At 66.4% G+C, this 20183-nt stretch carries 21 protein-coding genes; 11 read left to right on the top strand and 10 right to left on the bottom strand.

From position 1 onward, the window contains the following. The first annotated feature begins 259 nt into the window (after positions 1-259). Positions 260-1186, top strand: coding sequence for a VTT domain-containing protein (locus Q0P59_RS10585; protein ID WP_295006432.1), 927 nt, complete (start codon positions 260-262; stop codon positions 1184-1186). On the opposite strand, the gene Q0P59_RS10580 is transcribed toward Q0P59_RS10585, so the two are convergent. The 7 genes from Q0P59_RS10580 to Q0P59_RS10550 all read right to left on the bottom strand — a co-directional run bounded on the left by Q0P59_RS10580 (position 1180) and on the right by Q0P59_RS10550 (position 6031). Beyond that, positions 1180-2061: a pirin family protein gene (locus Q0P59_RS10580; RefSeq protein ID WP_295006430.1), complete on the bottom strand. Its 882-nt coding sequence runs from the start codon at positions 2059-2061 to the stop codon at positions 1180-1182. The genes Q0P59_RS10585 and Q0P59_RS10580 overlap by 7 nt on opposite strands. Continuing rightward, on the bottom strand, positions 2058-2657 hold the full coding sequence (locus tag Q0P59_RS10575; protein WP_295006428.1) for a TMEM175 family protein: 600 nt from the start codon (positions 2655-2657) through the stop codon (positions 2058-2060). The genes Q0P59_RS10580 and Q0P59_RS10575 overlap by 4 nt, the downstream gene beginning before the upstream one ends. A gap of 21 nt (positions 2658-2678) precedes the next feature. Further along, complete coding sequence (locus Q0P59_RS10570; RefSeq protein ID WP_295006426.1) at positions 2679-3089, bottom strand: OsmC family protein; 411 nt, start codon at positions 3087-3089, stop codon at positions 2679-2681. A gap of 12 nt (positions 3090-3101) precedes the next feature. Then, a complete protein-coding gene (locus Q0P59_RS10565) occupies positions 3102-3704 on the bottom strand; it encodes an NAD(P)H-dependent oxidoreductase (protein WP_295006424.1) in 603 nt (200 codons plus the stop codon). Between the two features lie 56 nt (positions 3705-3760). Beyond that, positions 3761-4387, bottom strand: a complete 627-nt coding sequence (gene ycaC / locus Q0P59_RS10560; RefSeq protein ID WP_295006421.1) for an isochorismate family cysteine hydrolase YcaC — start codon at positions 4385-4387, stop codon at positions 3761-3763. Positions 4388-4408: 21 nt separating this feature from the next. Beyond that, positions 4409-5086, bottom strand: a complete 678-nt coding sequence (locus Q0P59_RS10555; RefSeq protein WP_295006419.1) for an isochorismatase family protein — start codon at positions 5084-5086, stop codon at positions 4409-4411. A gap of 78 nt (positions 5087-5164) precedes the next feature. Continuing rightward, the gene (locus tag Q0P59_RS10550) at positions 5165-6031 is read right to left on the bottom strand and encodes a pirin family protein (protein WP_295006417.1); all 867 of its coding nucleotides are present in this window, start codon (positions 6029-6031) and stop codon (positions 5165-5167) included. Between the two features lie 101 nt (positions 6032-6132). On the opposite strand from Q0P59_RS10550, the gene Q0P59_RS10545 reads away from it, so the two are divergent. The 10 genes from Q0P59_RS10545 to gluQRS all read left to right on the top strand — a co-directional run bounded on the left by Q0P59_RS10545 (position 6133) and on the right by gluQRS (position 16628). Beyond that, positions 6133-7020: a LysR family transcriptional regulator gene (locus Q0P59_RS10545; RefSeq protein WP_295006415.1), complete on the top strand. Its 888-nt coding sequence runs from the start codon at positions 6133-6135 to the stop codon at positions 7018-7020. 138 nt (positions 7021-7158) lie between these two features. Next, complete coding sequence (locus Q0P59_RS10540; protein WP_295006413.1) at positions 7159-7530, top strand: group 1 truncated hemoglobin; 372 nt, start codon at positions 7159-7161, stop codon at positions 7528-7530. 109 nt (positions 7531-7639) lie between these two features. After that, positions 7640-7951: a metalloregulator ArsR/SmtB family transcription factor gene (locus tag Q0P59_RS10535; RefSeq protein ID WP_295006411.1), complete on the top strand. Its 312-nt coding sequence runs from the start codon at positions 7640-7642 to the stop codon at positions 7949-7951. Continuing rightward, positions 7951-10095, top strand: a complete 2145-nt coding sequence (aas, locus tag Q0P59_RS10530) for a bifunctional acyl-ACP--phospholipid O-acyltransferase/long-chain-fatty-acid--ACP ligase (RefSeq protein WP_295006409.1) — start codon at positions 7951-7953, stop codon at positions 10093-10095. The genes Q0P59_RS10535 and aas overlap by 1 nt, the downstream gene beginning before the upstream one ends. Continuing rightward, entirely contained in the window at positions 10095-11315 is a 1221-nt protein-coding gene (locus tag Q0P59_RS10525) for an amidohydrolase family protein (RefSeq protein ID WP_295006407.1), read from the top strand. The genes aas and Q0P59_RS10525 overlap by 1 nt, the downstream gene beginning before the upstream one ends. Next, on the top strand, positions 11312-13192 hold the full coding sequence (locus Q0P59_RS10520; RefSeq protein WP_295006405.1) for an MFS transporter: 1881 nt from the start codon (positions 11312-11314) through the stop codon (positions 13190-13192). Before Q0P59_RS10525 ends, Q0P59_RS10520 begins: the two co-directional genes overlap by 4 nt. An 18-nt stretch (positions 13193-13210) precedes the next feature. After that, the gene (locus Q0P59_RS10515; protein WP_295006403.1) at positions 13211-13978 is read left to right on the top strand and encodes a prolipoprotein diacylglyceryl transferase family protein; all 768 of its coding nucleotides are present in this window, start codon (positions 13211-13213) and stop codon (positions 13976-13978) included. A 2-nt stretch (positions 13979-13980) separates the two neighbouring features. Then, on the top strand, positions 13981-14217 hold the full coding sequence (locus Q0P59_RS10510) for a hypothetical protein (protein WP_295006401.1): 237 nt from the start codon (positions 13981-13983) through the stop codon (positions 14215-14217). Continuing rightward, positions 14214-15647 (top strand): radical SAM protein, encoded by a 1434-nt coding sequence (locus Q0P59_RS10505; protein WP_295006399.1) that lies wholly within the window; start codon positions 14214-14216, stop codon positions 15645-15647. Before Q0P59_RS10510 ends, Q0P59_RS10505 begins: the two co-directional genes overlap by 4 nt. Before the next feature lie 48 nt (positions 15648-15695). Next, positions 15696-16628: a tRNA glutamyl-Q(34) synthetase GluQRS gene (gene gluQRS, locus Q0P59_RS10500; RefSeq protein ID WP_295006397.1), complete on the top strand. Its 933-nt coding sequence runs from the start codon at positions 15696-15698 to the stop codon at positions 16626-16628. A 198-nt stretch (positions 16629-16826) separates the two neighbouring features. Here the strand turns inward: gluQRS and clsB are convergent, their stop codons facing one another. From clsB to nadA, 3 genes are all read right to left on the bottom strand, one after another. Next, on the bottom strand, positions 16827-18011 hold the full coding sequence (clsB, locus tag Q0P59_RS10495) for a cardiolipin synthase ClsB (protein WP_295006395.1): 1185 nt from the start codon (positions 18009-18011) through the stop codon (positions 16827-16829). Then, complete coding sequence (locus Q0P59_RS10490; protein ID WP_295006393.1) at positions 18001-18753, bottom strand: endonuclease/exonuclease/phosphatase family protein; 753 nt, start codon at positions 18751-18753, stop codon at positions 18001-18003. Before Q0P59_RS10490 ends, clsB begins: the two co-directional genes overlap by 11 nt. Positions 18754-19054: 301 nt before the next feature. Beyond that, complete coding sequence (gene nadA / locus Q0P59_RS10485) at positions 19055-20152, bottom strand: quinolinate synthase NadA (RefSeq protein WP_295006391.1); 1098 nt, start codon at positions 20150-20152, stop codon at positions 19055-19057. Positions 20153-20183: the final 31 nt, after the last annotated feature.

Raw genomic sequence — 20183 nt, 5'->3', positions numbered from 1 at the left:
GCGGATGGCGGTCGAGTCGTCGACCAGCAGGATGGTGGCCATGGCCTGTTCCCAAGGGTGTTGCGATAATTGGCAATTGTGCCACGTATGCCGGATGTATCCCAAGCGGGAACTCGGCGTTCCGGCGCGTTGTCTGGCTTTTGGCCCACCGGGTCGAACGGTGCGTTAAAGTTTGCTTTCCGTCGCGCGAATCCAACCACGGAGGAAACGATGTCTTCGCTCAACTTGCCCCCAGCGGCCATGCCCCGCATCTGACACCATGGATATTGCCCAGATCACCGAGACGCTGCGCCAGGACGCGGTCACCGTCGTCTTCCTCAACGTGCTGCTGCAGCAACTCGGCTTGCCGGTTCCCGCCGTGCCGACCCTGCTGCTGGCCGGCAGCCTGGCGGCGACCTCAAGCGGCCTGGGCCAGGTGCTGGCCGCCGCCGTAGTCGCCTCGGTGCTCGCCGACTGGCTGTGGTACTGGTCGGGCAAGGTGTTCGGCTACCGGGTGCTGGCCGGCCTGTGCAAGCTGTCGATCAATCCCTCGTCCTGCGTCAGCCAGACCGAGGCCCGCTTCATCCGCTGGGGCATTTCGTCCCTGGTCGTCGCCAAGTTCATCCCCGGCTTCTCGACGGTGGCGCCGCCCATCGCCGGGGCCTTGCGCATGAGCCAGGCCGGCTTCCTGCTGGCGGCCGGGGTCGGCGCCGCCTTGTGGGCGGGGGCGGCGATCGGCGCCGGGTGGCTGCTCCAGGATGCGGTCCAGGCGGCCATCGCCGCGCTCGACCGCCATGCGGCGCGGGCGCTGCTCGTGGCGCTGGTCCTGCTGGCCGTCTGGCTGGGCTGGAAGCTGTGGCAGAAGTATCGTTTCCGGAAATTCTGCGCGGTGCCCCACGTTACGCCGGCCGAATTGCTGGCGGCGCTGGACAGCGACACGCCGCCGCTCGTCCTCGACCTGCGCGGCGCGACGATGATCGCGGCAACCGGGCCGATCGTCGGGGCGCGCGTCGCCGAGCACGATTTCCTGCACGAGGCGGTCGGCGACTGGCCGAAGGACAGGCCCATCGTCACCCTCTGCGCCTGCCCGGAGGATGCCGGCGCGGTCCAGGCGGCCCGGCATCTGCTCAACGCCGGCTATCTGTCGGTCAAGCCGCTCAAGGGCGGCTACGAGGCCTGGCTGGCCAGCCAGTCCGCCCCTCAGTAGTCGCGCCAGGGCAGGGGCGGCGGGCTCAGGCGCGGTGCCGAGCCGTCGCCGACCGGGCCGAAACGGGCGTCGCCATTTTCCCACTGGCGCTGCGCCTCGGCGATGCCGGCCCTGGTCGAACCGACGAAATTCCACCACATCACAACGGGCTGCGCGAAGGGCACGCCGCCGAGCAGCAAGACCTTGCTCCCGGCGGCCAGGTCGAGCCGCAGGCTGCTGCGGCCCGGCCCGAGGTAGGCGAATTCGTCGGCCGGGAAACGCTCGTTGCCGATGCCGACCTCGCCGACCAGCGGCAGCAGGCCGTATTCGAAGGCCGGGTCGAGGGCGAGGTCGATGCTGGCCGGCGCGGCGCTGTCGATGTCGAGGCCGAGCAGCGGGGAATGGACGCGGGTCGGCGCTGTCCGGCCCTCGTGGGTGCCGGCGAGCAGGGTCAGCCGGGCGCCTTCTTGCTGCCACTGCGGCAGGTCCGGATGATTCGCGAAAGCGGGCGGGCAGCTTTCGGCTTCCGGCGGCAGGGCGATCCACAGCTGCGCGGCATGCAGGCGCCGGCCGTCGTGCAGCGAATCCTCGGTGTGCACGATGCCTTGGCCGGCAGTCATCAGGTTGACCTGGCCGGGGCGGATGACCTGCTCGTTGCCCAGGCTGTCGCGGTGCAGCACTTCGCCTTCGATCAGCCAGGTGAAGGTCTGCAGGCCGATGTGCGGGTGGGCGCCGACGTGCATGCCCTTGCCGGGCGGGAAGTCGACGGGCCCGGCATGGTCGAGGAAGCACCAGGCGCCGACCATGCGCTGCTGGCGGCTGGGCAGCGTGCGGCGCACCAACATGCCGTCGCCGAGGTCGGCGCTGCGGGGTTCGATGCGGACAAGGGTAGTCATGGATTTCCTTCCCGGTGGTCTTGCTGTTCGATGGAGCGCTCGATGCGCCGGTCGGGGATCAGCCACATCAGCGCGACGGCGACGTAGAGCGATTGGGCCACACCGGCTACCCAGAAGGAGGTGGCGACGCCCAGGCTGTAGCCGAGTATCGAGAGTTTGCCCTTTCCGTCACTGCCGAGCGCCTGCTGGAGTATCGATCCACCGCCTTCGCCGGCGATGATGGCGCGTTGCAACAACAGGTAGGCAAGTCCGGCCATCAACAGGATGCCCCCGTAGAGCGCCGTGGGCGCCGGTGCAAAATGGTTCTCGCCCATCCATCCCGTGGCGAAGGGAAAGAGCGACAGCCAGAACAGCAGGTGGAGGTTGGCCCACAGGATGCGCCCGGTGACCCGGTGCGCGGTGTGCAGCAGATGATGGTGGTTGTTCCAGTAGATGCCGACGTAGACGAAACTCAGGATGTAGCTGAGGAACACCGGCATCACCGGTGCTAGGTCGGCGAAGGATTCGCCGTGCGGCACCTTCATTTCCAGCACCATGATCGTGATGATGATGGCCAGCACGCCGTCGCTGAAGGCCTCCAGGCGATTCTTGCCCATGTTTTTCCCTCCGCCCCGGTCTCAGGCTGCGAGTTCGGTGTGGATGCGGATCTCGCCGGCCAGCAGCTTGTGCATCGGGCAGGCGTTGGCCACCTTCAGCAGTTGCGCCTGCTGCTCGGCGTCGAGCGGGCCGTGCACGGTGACCCGGCGCACGATGTCGTTGCCGCTCTCCGGCCTGCCGGCGGGATTGAGCTGCAATTCGACCTCGACTCCGGTCAGCGGCAACTGGCGGCGGGCGGCGACCATCTTCAGGGTGATCGCCGTGCACGCGCCGAGGCTGGCCAGGATCAGCCGCTCGGGCGTCGGTGCCGTGTTGCCGCCGCCGACCTCGAGCGGCTCGTCGGCCGTCCAGGTGTGGCCGAGGTCGTCGCTGAAGCTGACGATGTAAGGCGTTTCTTCCAGCGTGGCTTTGACGGTGGGTGGCGTAGACATCGCGTTTCTCCTTCAGGCGGCAATGCGGGCCAGTTCTGCATGGGCGCCAGCCAGTCCGGCGCTCTTGCTTTCCTCGCCCATGTTTAGACCTTCAGCATAAACGAATTCGACTTCGCCGATACCGATGAAGCCGAGGAAGTTGCGCACGAAATCGGTTTGCGTGTCGAACGCGGTGCCGGCATAGCGGCCGCCGCGGGTGGCGAAGACATAGGCCTTCTTGCCGGTGAGCAGGCCCTGCGGCCCGCTCGCGGTGTAGCGGAAGGTGACGCCGGCGCGGGCGACATGGTCGATCCAGGCCTTCAGTGTCGAGGGGATGCCCAGGTTGTACATCGGCAGGCCGATGACCAGCACGTCGGCCGCCTGCAGTTCGGCGATCAGCGCGTCGGAATAGGCGACTTTCGCTTGCTGTTCCGCGCTGCGCTCCTCCGGCTGGCTCAGGAAGGCCTGGAAAGCGGCGCCGTCGAGGTGCGGCACGGGATCGACGGCAAAGTCGCGGACGGTGACCGCCGAACCGGGCCGGCTGAGCTGCCAGGCGGCGACGAAGGCGTCGGACAGCTGGCTGGACTGACCCTGGTTGGCGAAAAGGCTGGTCTTGAGTTGCAGTAGTTTTTGCATGGGAATGCGCTCCATCGGGATCGATGCCCCCCGCGGCAGGCGGGGGGCGTATGGACTTACTTGCTGTTCTGAACGGTGGTGTAGCTGTTGATCAGGTTGCGGTAGTCGGGGATGTGGTTGGCGAACAGCGTGCCCAGGCCCTCAATGTCGTTGCGCCAGTCGCGGTGCAGTTCGCAGGCGGCGCCGAACCAGGTCAGCAGTTGGGCGCCGGCCGCCGACATGCGGTCCCAGGCCGAATGGCGGGTGACTTCGTTGAAGGTGCCGGAGGCGTCGGTGATGACGAAAACCTCGTAGCCTTCCTCGAGGGCCGATAGCGCCGGGAAGGCGACGCAGACCTCGGTGACGATGCCGGCAATGATCAGCTGCTTCTTGCCGGTGGCCTTGACCGCCCTGACGAAGTCCTCGTTGTCCCAGGCGTTGATCTGGCCGGGGCGGGCGATGTACGGCGCATCCGGGAAGGTCTCCTTGAGCTCGGTCATCAGCGGGCCGTTCGGGCCGTTCTCGAAGCTGGTGGTGAGGATGGTCGGCAGCTTGAAATACTTGGCCAGGTCGGCCAGCGCCAGCACGTTGTTGCGGAACTTGTCCGGGTCGATGTCGCGGACCAGGGAGGACAGCCCGGCCTGGTGGTCGACCAGCAGGACGGCGGCGTTGTTCTTGTCGAGTTTGACGTAGGGCTTGCTCATGGTGATTCTCCTTTGGGCTGATTAACGCTGGGAATCCAGCACTTCGTTGTTCTTCGCGACTTCCTGCGCCTTGCCGTAGCTTTCGATCAGCAACTGGTAGGCGGGGAAGATCCGGGTGTACACCTCGGCCCAGTCGAGCGCATCGGCGCGGTTCCAGGTCTGCTGCAGTTCCGAGGCGACGGCGGCGGTGTCCATCGGCACGACGCCGGCCTGGACGACGCGGGCCAGGGTGATTTCCTGCGCCATCTTCGAGTAGGTGCCCGAGGCATCGACCACGGCGAATACCTGGTAGCCCTCATGGACCGCGCTGATCGCCGGGAAGGCCATGCATACGCTGGTGATGGTGCCGGCGATGATCAGCTGCTTCTTGCCGGTGGCTTTGACGGCGGCGACGAAATCCGGGTTGTCCCAGGCGTTGATCTCGCCCTTGCGGGCCACGTACTGGGCATGCGGCGCGTTGGCGTGGATTTCCGGGATCAGCGGGCCGTTCGGGCCTTGCGGCACCGAGGCGGTGGTGATCACCGGAATGCCGGCCAGCGTCGCCATCCGGGCGAGGGCGGCGGCGCGGGCGCGCAGCTCCGGCATCGGCATGTCCTGCACGGTCTGGAACAGGCCGCTCTGGTGGTCGATGAGCAGCATGGCGGCGTTGGCCGGATCGATGCTGGGCTTGGCGTTGGCAAAGTTGGCGGGGGTGCTCATGGTCTCTCTCCTGTCGGTGCGGTTGAGGTGCTGCGGGTTAACAATCCCCCGGCAGAGCCAGGGGATTGCATTTGGTGGTTAGTGGCCGATCCGTCCGAAGCGGCCGTTGTTGAAGTCGTCGATCGCCTGCTGGATTTCCGCTTCGCTGTTCATCACGAAGGGGCCATAGCCGACCACCGGCTCGTTGAGCGGCTCGCCGTTGAGCAGGAGCACGACGGCATCCTCGCCGACCTCGAACTCCAGGCGGCTGCCGTCGCGCTCCATGACGGCCAGCTCGGCGGCGCGGATGGTGTGCTTGCCGTCGATCCGCAGGCTGCCGCGCAGGACGAACAGCGCCGTCGTGTGGCCGGCCGGCAGGTCGAAGGCGACGCGGCGCCCGGCCTTCAGGCGCAGGTCCCAGACGTTCATCGGCGTGAAGGTGCTGGCCGGGCCCTGGCTATCGCCGTATTGGCCGGCGATGACGCGTGCCGTGCCGGCATTGCCGGGCAAGGCCACTTCCGGGATTTGTCCGGCGGTGATGCCCTGGTAGCCGGGGGCGGCCATCTTGTCGCGGGCCGGCAGGTTGACCCACAGCTGCACCATCTCGAAGGCGCCGCCCTGCTCGGCGAAGGCCGGGCTGTGGAACTCCTCGTGGATCAGTCCGGAAGCCGCCGTCATCCACTGCACGTCGCCGGGGCCGATGGTGCCGCCGCCGCCCGACGAGTCGCGGTGCGAGACGCCGCCTTCATAGACGATGGTCACCGTCTCGAAGCCGCGATGCGGATGCTGGCCGACGCCGAGTTTGCGGGTGGTGGCCGGGAAGTTGGCCGGACCGGCGTAGTCCATGAGCAGGAAGGGCGACATTTCCTCGGCGATGTCGCTGTAGGAAAAGATGCTCTTCACCGGGAAGCCGTCGCCGACCCAGTGGCTGCCGTTGCTGCGCTTGATGAATGCCAGTTTTTTCATGTCTGCTCTCCGTGAAGTTGCGTTGGTTTATGTACTTTAGATGGCAGACAATTCGAGCGCTAGATGGTTAAATGTGAAATAACTTTTCAAATTGTTGAACAATGGATCTCAACGAAGCCGCTGTATTCGTCAAAGTCGTCGATGCCGGGAGTTTTAGCGCCGCCGCCCGCCTGCTCGGTTTGCCGACGTCTACCGTCAGCACCCGCGTCGCCCGGCTTGAGCGGCGCCTTGGTGTCACACTATTGCAGCGCACGACGCGCCGCCTGAGCCTGACCGACGCCGGTAGCCTGTATTACCGGCATGCGGCGACCGGCCTTGGGTACATGCTCGATGCCGAAGCGGCGGTGACCGAATCGATCGGCGAGCCCAAGGGCCTGCTCCGGGTCACGGCCCCCGCCGACATCGGCGACGACCTGCTGGCCGACATCGTCCGGCAGATGCATCGCCGTTACCCCAAGGTCGGCATCGACCTGGTGCTGGTCAGCCGCTATGTCGATCTGGTCGCCGAGGGCGTCGATGTCGCGATCCGGACGGGGAGCCTGAAGGATTCGACGCTGATCGCGAAAAATATCGGGCTGGCCCGCTGGGCGCCCTTCGCCAGCCCCGATTACCTGGCGGCGGCGACGCTCCCGGATTCGCCGCAGGCGCTGCGCCATCACTGCTGCCTGCAATTCACCCCGCTCGGCAAGGAAAGCTGGACGTTGAGCGGAGAGGGCGGCAGCGTCACCGTGCCCCTGCCCGGGCTGGTGATGATCAACGATGTCCGGGTCATCCGCGCCATGGCGCTGGCCGGCGAGGGCGTGGCCCTGCTGCCGGAATACCTGTGCCGCGCGGAATGCGCCGCCGGCCGTCTGGTGCGCCTGCTGCCCGACTGGCACGCCAAGGCCGACCCGGTGCATCTCGTCTATCCCCGCCAGCGCTTCATGCCGCCGAAGCTGCGGGCCTTCATCGACCTCGCTGGCGAGGAGCTGGGACGCTGGCTGGGGTGAGTCGCGGCGCAAGGATCGATGAGTCCTTGACCAAGGCGCTCCTCTCTTCTACGAAGAATAGTGGACAAAAATACTTTGCTTTGATCGGAGGGTTGGGCCGCTGATCTTGTCGTACGACAAACCGATGCAGGAGGCGATATGAATACCCTTTACGAACGGCTCGGCGGAGCGGCTGGCATCGCGAGCATCGTCGACGACATCGTCGCGGCGCATCTGAACAACCCGGTCATCAAGGCCCGATTCCTGCCCTATCTGGATCGGCCCGAGCGGGTCGAGGAAATCAAGAAACACAATCGCGATTTCCTCGGCGCGGGCAGCGGCGGTCCGGAAAAATACACCGGGCGCAGCATGCTGGAGACCCATCGCGGCATGAATATCAGCGAGGCCGAATACATGGCCGTGATGGATGACATCATGGCCGTCCTCGAAAAACACGGCATCGACGAATCGGCCCGCAAGGATGTGCTGGCGATCACCTTCGCCCTGAAAGGCGACGTGATTCGCCAATGATCCAGGCGCCGCATGGCCGCTGCCGGGACGCATCCGTGGGGGATCCCCGGCGCGGGTAACGAGAGGGATTTGTTGACAAAGTCATGTCGATATAACTAAGATTATCGACATGAAATCCGACTACTCCCAAAGCATCCCTGCCGCCTGGCAGGCGATGTCCAAGATTTTCGTGGCGCTCGGCGACGAGCACCGGCAGCGCATCCTGCTCCTGTTCGAGCCGGGCGAGCGGATCAACGTCGGGCAGATCGCCGAGGTGTCGACGCTGGCGCGCTCCACCGTGTCGCACCACCTGAAGATTCTCCACGAGTCCGGCGTGCTGGCTTCCGAGAAGATCGGCAAGGAAGTCTGGTTCTGGATCAACCGCGAGGCGCTGAGCGAAACCTTCGGCAACGTCCTCGACTACGTGAGGGATAACACCTGATGCTGCGCACCCTGTTGCGGCCGTTGTTGCGCGGCCTGGCCCGCTTGCTGTTCCGTGTCGAAGTGACTGCGCAGCAGGCCGATTTCCGGCATCAGCGCCTGCTCGTCGTCGCCAACCACCAGTCCTTCCTCGACGGTCTGCTGCTCGGCCTTTTCCTGCCCATCGATCCGGTCTTCGTCGTCCATACGACCATCGCCGAGAACCGCTTCTTCCGCATCTTGCTCTCGCAGGTCGATTACCTGGCGGTCGATCCGACCAGTCCGATGGCCATGAAGAAGGTCATCCGCCTGATCGAAACCGGCCGCCCGGTGGTCATCTTCCCGGAAGGGCGGATCACGCTGACCGGTTCGCTGATGAAGGTGTACGACGGCCCGGCCTTCGTCGCCGCCAAGACCGGGGCGACCGTGGTGCCGGTCCGCCTGGAGGGGGCTGAGCGCACCTATTTCTCGCGCCTGTCGGGCAAGCATCCAAAGCAGCTGTTCCCCAAAATCCGCCTCTCCATCCTGCCGGCGCGGCATTTCCCGATGCCGGAAGGGGCGACCGCCAAGCTGCGCCGGCGCAAGTCGGGCGAGGCCATGCGCCGCCTGATGCAGGAAATGATCGTCGCCTCCCGGCCGCAGCAGACCCTCTACGAAGCGCTGTGCGACGCGGTCGATATCTACGGCCGCAGTCGCCGCCTGCTCGAGGACGTCAAGCAGATCGAGTATTCGTACAACGACCTGCTCAAGATGGCGCTGATGCTCGGCCGCCAGATCGAGCGCCTGACGCAGCCCGGCGAGCGGGTCGGCCTGCTGCTGCCCAACCTGGTGCCGACCATCGGGCTGATCTTCGGTCTCAGCGCCCGCCGCCGGATTCCGGCCATGCTCAACTACACGGCCGGTGTCGAGGCCATGCAGGCGGCATGCGATGCCGCCGAGCTGAAGACCGTCGTCACCTCGCGCGCCTTCGTCGAGCAGGCCAAGCTGGCCGACAAGCTGGCGGGGCTGGCCAACGTGCAGCTGGTCTATCTGGAGGACGTACGCGAGCGCATCGGCCTCGCCGACAAGCTGTGGCTGGTGCTGTGGGCGCTGCATTTCCCGCGTGCCTTCGCGCTGCCGGCATCGCCGGAAGACGCGGCGGTGGTGTTGTTCACCTCCGGTTCGGAAGGCAAGCCGAAGGGCGTCGTGCTGCCGCACCGAGCCATCCTGGCCAATATCGCGCAGATCCGCTCGGTGATCGACTTCTCGGTCTACGACAAGGTGCTTAATGCGCTGCCCATTTTCCACTCCTTCGGCCTGACCGCCGGCGCGCTGCTGCCGGTGCTCAACGGCGCCAGCCTCTTTCTCTACCCGTCGCCGCTGCACTATCGGGTGATCCCGGAGCTGGCCTACGACCGCGGCTGCACCATCCTGTTCGGCACTTCGACCTTCCTCGCCAATTACGGCAAGTTCGCCAATCCCTACGACTTCTATCGCCTGCGCTACGTCGTGGCCGGCGCCGAGAAACTGTCGGAAGCCGTGCGCAGCCAGTGGTTCGAGAAGTTCGGCCAGCGCATCTTCGAAGGCTATGGCGCGACCGAGACGGCGCCGGTGCTGGCGGTCAATACGCCGATGGCCTACAAGACCGGCACCGTCGGCAACCTGCTGCCGGGCATCGAGCACAAGCTGCTGCCGGTGCCGGGTATCCCGAACGGCGGCATCCTGCACGTGCGCGGCCCGAACGTGATGGCCGGCTACCTGAAGGCCGACCGGCCCGGCGTGCTGCAGCCGCCGGTGTCGGATGCCGGCGAGGGCTGGTACGAGACGGGCGACGTGGTCGAGCTCGACGAGGACGGTTTCGTGAAGATCGTCGGCCGGGTCAAGCGCTTTGCCAAGATCGCCGGCGAAATGGTCAGCCTGGAGGTTGTCGAGAAGCTGGCGACGGCGACTTCGCCGGCCCTGCAGCATGCCGCCTCGAGCCAGACCGACCCGGCCAAGGGCGAGGCGCTGGTGCTGTTCACCACCGACGGCGAGCTGACGCGCGAACTGCTTGCCGCCAAGGCGCGCGAAACCGGCGTGCCGGAACTGGCCGTGCCGCGCAAGATCCACCGCGTCGAGTCGCTGCCGTTGTTGGGCACCGGCAAGGTCGATTACGTGACGCTGAAGCGGCTGGCGGAGGCGGTGTGATGAACCGTCGCCGTTTCATCGGCCTGCTCGCCGGTGGTGCCGCCTTGTCGGCCGCCGGCTGGAGCTCGGCCAAGCCACTGCTGGTCAACAAATGCCGGGTCGCCATCCCGGCCGGCCTGATCGACAGCCCGTGGCTGCGCCAGGCGTGGGCCGGCATCGACCCGGCGCAGGTCTGGGACTGCCATGTGCATTTGGCCGGGCTGGGCGACGGCGGCAGCGGCATCGTCGTCGGGCCGCAGCTGTCGAGCTGGCTGCATCCGCTGCATTACGCCCAGCGCCTGTTCTACATGAATGCCGGCTGCGCCCACGATGCGCCGGGCAAGGTCGATCAAGCCTATGTCGCCCGCCTGCTCAACCTGTGCGATGCGATGCCGGAAGGCTTCAAGGTCATGCTCTTCGCTTTCGAGCGCTTCCACGACGGCCGGGGCGATGCGCACCCCGAGCATTCGGCCTTCTACGTGCCCAACGCCTGGGCGGCCAAGCTGGCGCGTGATTTCCCGGCGCGTTTCGAGTGGGTCGCCTCGCTGCACCCCTATCGTGCCGGGGCGGCCGACGAACTGCGGCTGGCCGTCGCCAACGGCGCCCGTGCCGTCAAATGGCTGCCGGCGGCGATGGGCATGAACCCGGCCGACGCCAAATGCGATGCCTTCTACCGCGTGCTGGCCGAAACCGGCACGCCGCTGATCGTCCATTGCGGCGAGGAAAAGGCGGTCAAGGGCAGCGATACGCAGGCTTTCGGCAATCCACTGCGCCTGCGCCGGGCGCTCGATGCCGGGGTCAAGGTGGTGGTCGCCCACTGCGCCTCGCTGGGCAGCGATGTCGACGACGATGGCAAGGTTGTCAGCAGCTTCGACCTGTTCCTCAAGCTGATGACCGAAGCGCGCGCCAAGGACCGGCTGCATGGCGACATTTCGGCCATCACCCAGCGCAACCGGAAACCGGCGCTGATCCGCAGCCTGCTCGAACGCGGCGACCTGCATGACCGCTTGCTGCACGGTTCCGACTATCCGCTGCCCGGCATCGTCCCGCTCACGTCGCCGGGCGCCCTGGCCCGTGCCGGCCTGCTGCCGAAGGCGGCGGTGGGCGATCTCGACCTGCTGCGCCAGCACAACCCTTTGCTCTTCGACTTTGCCCTGAAGCGCCTGCTCAACTGGCAGGGCCATTCCTTCTCCCCGGCGGTGTTCCAGACCCGCCGCCTTTTCGCTGCGAGCCACGCATGAGCGGACAATTCGGACTCCTCAAACAGAAGCGCTTCGCGCCCTTCTTCGCCACGCAATTCCTCGGCGCCTTCAACGACAACCTGTTCAAGAACGCGCTGGTCGTTTTGCTGACCTTCCAGGCCGCGCACTGGACGACGCTGAGGCCGGAACTGCTGGCCAACCTGGCGGCCGGCATCTTCATCCTGCCCTTCTTCCTGTTCTCGGCCACAGCCGGGCAACTGGCCGACAAATACGACAAGGCCATGCTCGCCCGGCTGGTGAAAGTCCTGGAAATGGCCATCATGGGCGTCGCCGCCGCCGGCTTCTTCCTGACCAGCCTGCCTGTGCTGATGGTCGCGCTGTTCCTGCTCGGCTGCCATTCGACGCTGTTCGGGCCGGTCAAGTACGCGATCCTGCCGCAGCACCTGCACACCGACGAGCTGGTCGGCGGCAATGCGCTGATCGAGGCCGGCACCTTCGTCGCCATCCTGATCGGCACGCTGGCCGGGGGGCTGCTTGCCGGATCGGTCGAGCACCCGGCGTGGATCGCGCTCGGCGGTTTCGTCGTGGCGCTGGCCGGCTATCTGACCAGTCGGGGCATTCCGGCCGCCCCGGCGCCGGCGCCGGAACTGCGGGTCAATCTCAACCCGCTGTCGGAAACCTGGCGCAACATCGCCTTCGCCCGCGAGAACCGCACGGTCTTCCTGTCCATCCTGGGCATCTCGTGGTTCTGGCTGTACGGCGCGCTGTTCCTCGCCCAGTTCCCGGCCTACGCCCGCTTCGTGCTCGGCGGCGGCGAGTCGTCGGTGACCTTGCTGCTGGCCACCTTCACGGTCGGCATCGGCGTCGGCTCCATGCTTTGCGAGCGGATGTCCGGCAAGCATGTCGAGATCGGCCTGGTGCCCTTCGGTTCCATCGGCCTGACGCTGTTCGGGCTCGACCTCTATTTCGCCTCGCCGGTCGGCCTGCCCGGCACGACACCGCACGAGCTGCTCGCCCTGCTCAGCATCCCGGCCGTCTGGCGCGTGCTGTTCGACCTGATGATGCTCGGCGTCTTCGGTGGCTTCTTCATTGTGCCGCTCTATGCCATGGTCCAGCTGCGCAGCTCGCCGGCGCACCGGGCGCGCATCATCGCCGCCAACAACATCCTCAACGCGCTGTTCATGGTGGTCGGCGCGCTGGGCGCGGCGGCGCTGCTCGGCGAAGGGCTGTCGATGCCGGCGCTGTTCGGCCTGGCCGCGCTGCTCAACGCGACGGTGGCGATCTACATCTACGGGCTGGTGCCGGAATTCCTGTTGCGCTTCGTCGCCTGGCTGCTGGTCAAGGCCGTCTATCGCCTGCGTGCCACCGGGCTGGACAACATCCCCAAGGAAGGTGCCGCGGTGCTGGTCGCCAACCATGTCAGCTTCGCCGATGCGGTGGTGATCATGGGTGCCTCGCCGCGTCCGATCCGTTTCGTGATGGACCACCGCATCTTCAGGACGCCGCTGCTTGGCTTCGTCTTCCGCCATTGCGGCGCCATCCCCATCGCCTCGGCCAAGGAAGACCCGGCGATGATGGAGGCGGCCTTCGCCGAGGCCGCCCGCGCCCTGGCCAATGGCGACCTGGTCGGCATCTTCCCCGAGGGCAACATCACCCGCGATGGCGAATTGCAGCCTTTCCGGCCCGGCGTCAGCCGCATCCTCGACGGCAACCCCGTGCCGGTGCTGCCGATGGCCTTGTCCGGGCTATGGGGCAGCTTCTTCTCGCGGGTCGATGGCACGGCGATGAGCAAGCCGTTCCGGCGCGGCGTGTTCTCCGACATCGCCCTGCATGTCGGTGCCCCGGTGCCGGCCGGGGAGGCGACGCCGGAGCATCTGCAGGCCCGGGTCCGCGCGCTGCGCGGCGAGTGCCGCTGAGGCGGCGGCATCCTGGCCATGAACTTCATTCCGCACGAACAGGCGGCACTGGTCCACGGCATTTTCGAAATGCTCGCCCTGGCTGTCGGCGCCGCCTATTACCGCTTGCTCCGCCGGCGCAGTGGGGGCGGCAGCATTCTGCACGGCGAGGGTTTCGTCGTCGCCGTCGGCTGTGTCTTCGGTGCAGCCATCGGCAACAAGGCGGTGTTCTGGATCGAAATGCCGCATCTGTTCGTGCAGTACTGGAACACGCCGACGCTGCTGCTGGGCGGTCAGTCGATGGTGGGTGGGCTGCTCGGCGGGCTGGTCGGCGTCGAGATCGCCAAGAAGCTCAACGGCATCCGGCATTCGACTGGCGATGCCTTCGTCTTTCCCGTTCTCCTCGGCCTGATGATCGGGCGGGTCGGCTGCTTCCTGGCCGGGCTGGAGGACGGCACCTTCGGCAATCCGAGCGGCTTGCCGTGGGCCGTCGATTTCGGCGACGGCGTGCCGCGTCATCCGGCGCAGCTCTACGAAATCCTGTTCGCCGCCGGGCTCTGGTGGTGGCTGGCGCACCTGCGGCAGCGGCTGGCAAGCCGCTCCGGTCTGCTCTTCAAGCTCATGCTGGTCGGCTACCTCGGCTGGCGTCTGCTGGTCGATGCCATCAAGCCCATCCCCTATACCTATCCCTTGGGCTTGTCCGGCATCCAGTGGGTGTGCCTGGTCGGGCTGTGCATCTATTTGCCGCTGGTCTGGCGGCAGTGGCCGACCGGCAATCAACATCGGGATAGCGAGAGGAGCGCATGAGCATGCTGACCATTCTGAAAACCCTCTTCCGGATCTGCCTGATCGCCGCCGGCCTGCTGGCCATCGGCAGCGGCGGGCTGTGCGTGATGATCGGCAGCAACGTCAACGACGGGCTGTGGATCGTCCTGCTCGGCCTGCTCGCGGTGGCCGGAGGCGGCCTCACCGTGTGGTGGGTGTTCCGCAACTGGCGGCGGGCCGACGCCAATAATCCGTCTTCCAACGAGGAGCCAACACCATGAGCCGAAAGAACCGCCCCTGGCTGTTCTACGACACCACCGCCTCGGTGTGCACCACCTGCCTGCGCCAGGTCGAGGCCAAGATCGTCATCAAGGACAAGGACGTCTATCTCGACAAATGGTGCCCGGCGCACGGCAGCGAGCGCGTGCTGATCGCCGACGATGCCGACTACTACCGCCTGTGCCGCGAGGTTTACGTCAAGCATCCGGAAATGCCCGAGCGCTTCAATACCGAGATGCGCTACGGCTGCCCCTACGACTGCGGCCTGTGCCCGGACCACATGCAGCATTCCTGCCTGTCGGTGGTCGAGATCACCGAACACTGCAACCTGCGCTGCCCGGTGTGCTATGCCGAGTCGGGGCCGGAGCGGCAGGCGCACCGCTCGCTGGCCGAGGTCGAGGCGATGCTCGACGCCGTCGTCGCCAACGAAGGGGAGCCGGACGTGGTGCAGCTTTCCGGCGGCGAGCCGACGCTGCATCCGGAATTCTTCGCCATCCTCGATGCTGCCAAGGCGCGGCCGATCCGCCACCTGATGATCAACACCAACGGCCTGCGCATCGCCCGCGAGCCGGATTTCGTCGCCCGGCTGGCCCGCTACAAGCCGGGCATCGAGATCTACCTGCAGTTCGATTCCCTGCGCGACGACGTCCTGCAGCACCTGCGCGGCGCCGACCTCGCCGCCATCCACGAGCGGGCGCTGGCCAACCTGGAGGCGCACGGCATCTCGACGACCCTGGTCATGACCGTCAAGCGCGGCATCAACGACGACCAGATCGGCGAGGTCATCCAGCATGGTCTGAAATTCCGCTGCGTGCGCGGCGTGACGCTGCAGCCGGTGTCCGATGCCGGGCGCAACCTCGCCTTCGAGCCGCAGCGCCATCGCCTGACGGTCAGCGAAGTGCGCCGCCGCATCGCCGAGCAGTCGGGCCTGTTCACTCTCGACGACATCGTTCCCGTCCCCTGCAACCCCGACACCCTGGCCATGGGCTACGCCCTCAAGCTGGGCGGCGAAACCCTGCCGCTGACCCGCCACCTCGGCCCCGAAGCACTGCTCGCCGGCCCGCGCAACACCATCGTCTTCGAGCGCGACCCGGCGATGAAGGACGCCGTGTTCAAACTCTTCTCGACCAATCACTCGCCCGAATCGCAGGCCAACTGCCTGTCGGCGCTGCTCTGCTGCCTGCCGGCGATCTCGGCGCCGGAACTCGCCTACGAGAACGTCTTCCGCGTGCTGATCGTGCAGTTCATGGATGCCGCCAACCTCGACCTGCGGGCGCTGAAGAAGTCGTGCATCCACTTTGCGCAACCGGATGGGAGGATGATTCCGTTCGAGGCGTTCAATTTGTTCTATCGCGGGGAACGGATGGATAAGACACGGGAAATACAGGCCGAGATTGCCGAAGCCACCCGGTGGCGACAGCGAGGTCGATAGGCCGGCGTATCCCATAAAATAGCGACATCCCATTTTCTGTCCTTGCCCGTGCCTGCTCCCTATCGTGGTCGTTTCGCCCCGTCGCCGACCGGCCCATTGCATTTCGGGTCGCTGGTCGCCGCGCTCGGCAGTTGCCTCGATGCCCGCACCCGGGGCGGCGAGTGGCTGGTCCGCATGGAGGATATCGACACCCCGCGCAATGTGCCGGGGGCGGCCGACGAGATCCTGCGCACGCTGGAGGCCTTCGGTTTTGCGTGGGATGGCGAGGTGGTCTGCCAGAGCAGCCGCCGTGCGGCTTACGGCGAGGTGCTGGAGGGTTTGCGGGCGGCGGGCAAGGTTTATGGTTGTGCCTGTTCGCGGCGGGAGATTGCCGATTCGGCTTCGCACCCGGCCATCGACGGCGGCATGGTTTACCCCGGAATCTGCCGCGCCGGCCTGCCGGCGGGGCGCATGGCCAGGGCCTGGCGACTGCGCGTCGATGCGGCGGAGCTTGCCTTCGAGGACCGCCTGCAGGGCCGTGTCGCACAGGTGCTGGCGCGCGATGTCGGCGATTTCGTACTGTTGCGGGCCGACGGCCTGTTTGCCTACCAGCTGGCGGTGGTGGTCGATGACGCCTGGCAGGGGATTACCGACATCGTGCGCGGTGCCGACCTGCTGGCGTCGACGCCGCGCCAGATCTGGCTGCAGCGTTGCCTAGGCCATGCCGCCCCGAGCTATGCCCATTTGCCGGTGGCGACCAATCCGGCAGGGGAGAAGTTGTCCAAGCAGACGAAGGCGGCGCCGTTGAAGGTGGCCGAGGCGGCCGGCGAACTGGTCGCCGCGCTGCGCTTTCTCGGCCAACCGGCACCGGCCGAACTGGCAGCGGCCGGTGTGCGCGACGTCTGGGCGTGGGCGCTGGCGAACTGGTCGTTTGCCGCCGTGCCGCGTCAGCGCGGTATCACGATCCTAGAAACCGCAGTTGACCGCTTGTCCTCGCCTTGAAAGCCTCCGGGACACGCGCTCTTGCACCTCAATGACGGTTCGTCCACGTGCTGAGTCCGCTACGCACCTGCCGGCACGGCCGGACAGGCCCCCGGCTTTGTCGCTTCTCCTTGCAGGCATGAGCCTGCAGCGTCGTCGCTTCGCGCCGGAAACCTGTCCAACCGCGCCGGCAGGCGCGTCCAACTACGGTTTCTAGGATCATTCCCTGACTTCCTTGGCTTCCCAGTGCCGGTGGCCGTAGCCGGCGAGGCCGACCGCCGCCCGGACGAGGCCGTAGGCCAGCCAGCGGCTGAGGCGGACGTGCCAGGGCTGGCGGGAGATGTCATTCGGCACCACTTCCCGCGCCCCGTCGGCCATCGCGGCGTGCAGGCTGTCCTGCAACTGGCTGGCGAAGTGGCGGTCGCGCACGGCGAGGTTGGCTTCCTTGGCGAGCAGCAGGCTGAAGGGGTCGATGTTGGATGAGCCGACGGTCGCCCATTCGCCATCGACCACGGCCACCTTGGCGTGCATGAAGCTCTTTTCGTATTCGAAGATGCGGATGCCGGCCCGCATCGCTTCGGCGTAGAGCGTCTGCGTGGCGTAGCGCAGCAGCGGATGGTCGCTCTTGCCCTGGAGCAGCACGGTGATTCGCACGCCGCGCCGGGCGGCGGCGTACAGCGCGCGGCCGAAACGCACGCCGGGCAGGAAGTAGGCGTTGGCGATCAGGATTTCGTGCCGGGCGCCGTCGATGGCGTCGAGGTAGGCATGCAGGATGTCGTTGCGGTGCCGGATGTTGTCGCGGATCAGGAAGGCGGCGGACTGCACGCCGGCCGCCGTGCAGCAGGGGGCGGCCACCGGGGCGAGGCGGAAGCGGCGCTTGAAGTTCGCCCAGGCGACGATCTCCCACATCCGGCGCACGGCGCGATGCACCTGGGCGAGGGTCGGCCCCTCGATACGCACGGCGTAGTCGTAGCGCGGGCGCATCGCCAGCGGGGCGTTGTTGTCGTCGACGATGTTGATGCCGCCGACGAAGGCGATCCGCGCGTCGATCACCGCCAGCTTGCGATGCAGCCGGCGCAGGCGGTGGCGCTTGAAGTGGAAGCGGCCGATTTCCGGCCGGTAGAACAGGGCGCGGACGCCGGCCGAGGTGAGCATCTCCAGGAAGTCGTCGGCGAAGTTGCGGGCACCGAAGCCATCCACGGTGAGGTTGACCTGGACGCCGCGCCCGGCAGCCTGGCACAGGGCGCTGGCCACCTCGTGGCCGATTTCGTCGTTGGCGAAGATGTAGCTTTCGACGTAGATCTCGACTTGCGCTTCGGCGATCGCGGCGAGCAGGGCCGGAAAGTAGTCGGCCCCCGAATTGAGCAGGGTCAGCCGGTTGCCGGGCAGGAAGTCAGCGGCCATGCCTCGCCAGGTGCGCGGAAAGCGCGGCGTGGTCGGACAGCTTGGACCAGGGCAGGCCATGGTGCACCTGCGTTTGCGTGACGTCGAACCCGCGGATGTAGATGCGGTCGAGGCGGAACATCGGCATCGCCGCCGGGAAGCTGCGCGCCGGCCGGCCGCTCGGCCCGCTGAACACCTCGTGCAGGCCGAGTCGCCGGGCCAGGTGTTCGCCGGCGCGGTTGCCCCAGTCGTTGAAGTCGCCGGCGATGATCAGCGGCGCGTTCGGGTCGGCCATCGTGTCGAGGTAGTCGGCCAGGGCCTCCATCTGCCGGCGGCGCGAGTAGCCGAACAGCGACAGGTGCACGCACACGCAATGCGCCGCTGGCCCCTGCGGTAGCTTGATCTGGCAATGCAGCAGGCCGCGTTTTTCGAACTGCAGGTGGGTGACATCCTGGTTGTGGCTGTTCAGGATGGGAAAGCGGGAGAGGATGGCGTTGCCGTGATGGCCGTGGTCGTAGATCATGTTGCGGCCGTAGGCGCAGTCGGCCCAGACTTCCTCGGCGAGGAACTCGTGCTGCGGCGAATCCGGCCAGTTGTCGTGGTTCTCGGCGTGACCGAGGTGCAGGCCCTGAACCTCCTGCAGGAAAACGATATCCGAGTTCAGGTGGCGCAGCCGGTCGCGCAGTTCATGCACCATCATCCGCCGGTTGAATTGCGAAAAGCCCTTGTGGATGTTGAACGTCGTGATGTGGAGGCTGCTCATTCGGGTTCTGGCGGACGGCATCGTCGGAAACCCTAGATTACCGCGCAGTGCCGATTATTGCAGCATGAATGTTTCGTATTCGAGGCGATTGAGCTGGCGCTTTCGACGTGCGGCAGCCGGCATTTTTTTTGGCCGGGGAGAAGAAGTCGTCGTTGTCGGGGGAGCGAGCGGGGAGCAAGCGTTTCCGGTCATCGCGTCGGAGAGTGATCCCGAAGCTGCTTTTCGATGACCCGGATCGGGCTCCGCTATCCTGATCACGGATGCTGCCGGGCTGGTCCTCTTGCCCGGCAGCACAGGCTTTTCAGGAAATTTCCAGCATCCGGTCGAGCGCCAGCTTGGCCAGCCTGGCTTCATGTTCCGGAACCCGGATGGCATTGACCACCTTGCCCTCGGCCAGGTTTTCCAGGGTCCACGCCAGGTGCTGCGGGTCGATGCGCTGCATCGTCGAGCACATGCAGATGGTGGTCGCCATGAACTGCACGATCTTGTTCTGCGGCAGCACCTCCTTGGCCAGGCGGTCGACCAGGTTCAGTTCGGTGCCGACCAGCCAGCGCGTGCCTTCCGGCGCTTCCTTGATGGTCTTGACGATGTGCTCGGTCGAGCCGACGTAATCGGACGCGGCACAGACCTCGAAATTGCATTCCGGATGGGCGATGACCTTGCCTTCCGGGTACTTGGCGCGGAAGGCGTCGATGTGCGACTTCTGGAACATCTGGTGCACCGAGCAGTGGCCCTTCCACAGCAGGATGCGCGCCTTCCTGATCTGGGCCGGGGTCAGGCCGCCGAGTTCGAGATCGGGGTCCCAGACGACCATCTCGTCCATGGCGAAGCCCATGTTGTGGCCGGTCCACCGGCCGAGGTGCTGGTCGGGGAAGAAGAGCACCTTGGGACGGCGCTCGAAGGCCCACTTGGCGATGGTGCCGGCGTTCGACGAGGTGCACACGATGCCGCCGTGCTCGCCGCAGAAGGCCTTGAGGTCGGCGGCCGAGTTGATGTAGGTGACCGGGGTCACTTCCTCTTCGGCGTTCAGCACTTCGTTCAGTTCGCGCCAGCAGCGCTCGACCTTGGCCAGGTTGGCCATGTCGGCCATCGAGCAGCCGGCGGCGAGGTCGGGCAGGATGGCCGTCTGGTTGGGGGCGGTCATGATGTCGGCGACTTCGGCCATGAAGTGCACGCCGCAGAAGATGACGTATTCCGAATCGGTCTGCGAAGCCAGGCGCGACAGCTTCAGCGAATCGCCGGTCAGGTCGGCGTACTGGTAGACGTCGGCGCGCTGGTAATGGTGGCAGAGGATGACGGCTTTCTTGCCGAGCTTGGCGCGGGCGGCGCGGATGCGCTCATGGCAGGCCTCGTCGGACAGCGCGTTGAACGGGGAGAAGGAAAGGGTGGCAGTCTGCATTGCTGGTCTCTGAATGGCGCCGATGGGTTCT

It is taken from the genome of uncultured Dechloromonas sp. (assembly GCF_945957265.1).
GTDB lineage: Bacteria > Pseudomonadota > Gammaproteobacteria > Burkholderiales > Rhodocyclaceae > Azonexus.
The sequence above is the reverse complement of the archived record's forward strand: the minus strand, read 5'-3'. Positions and strand labels throughout refer to the sequence as shown.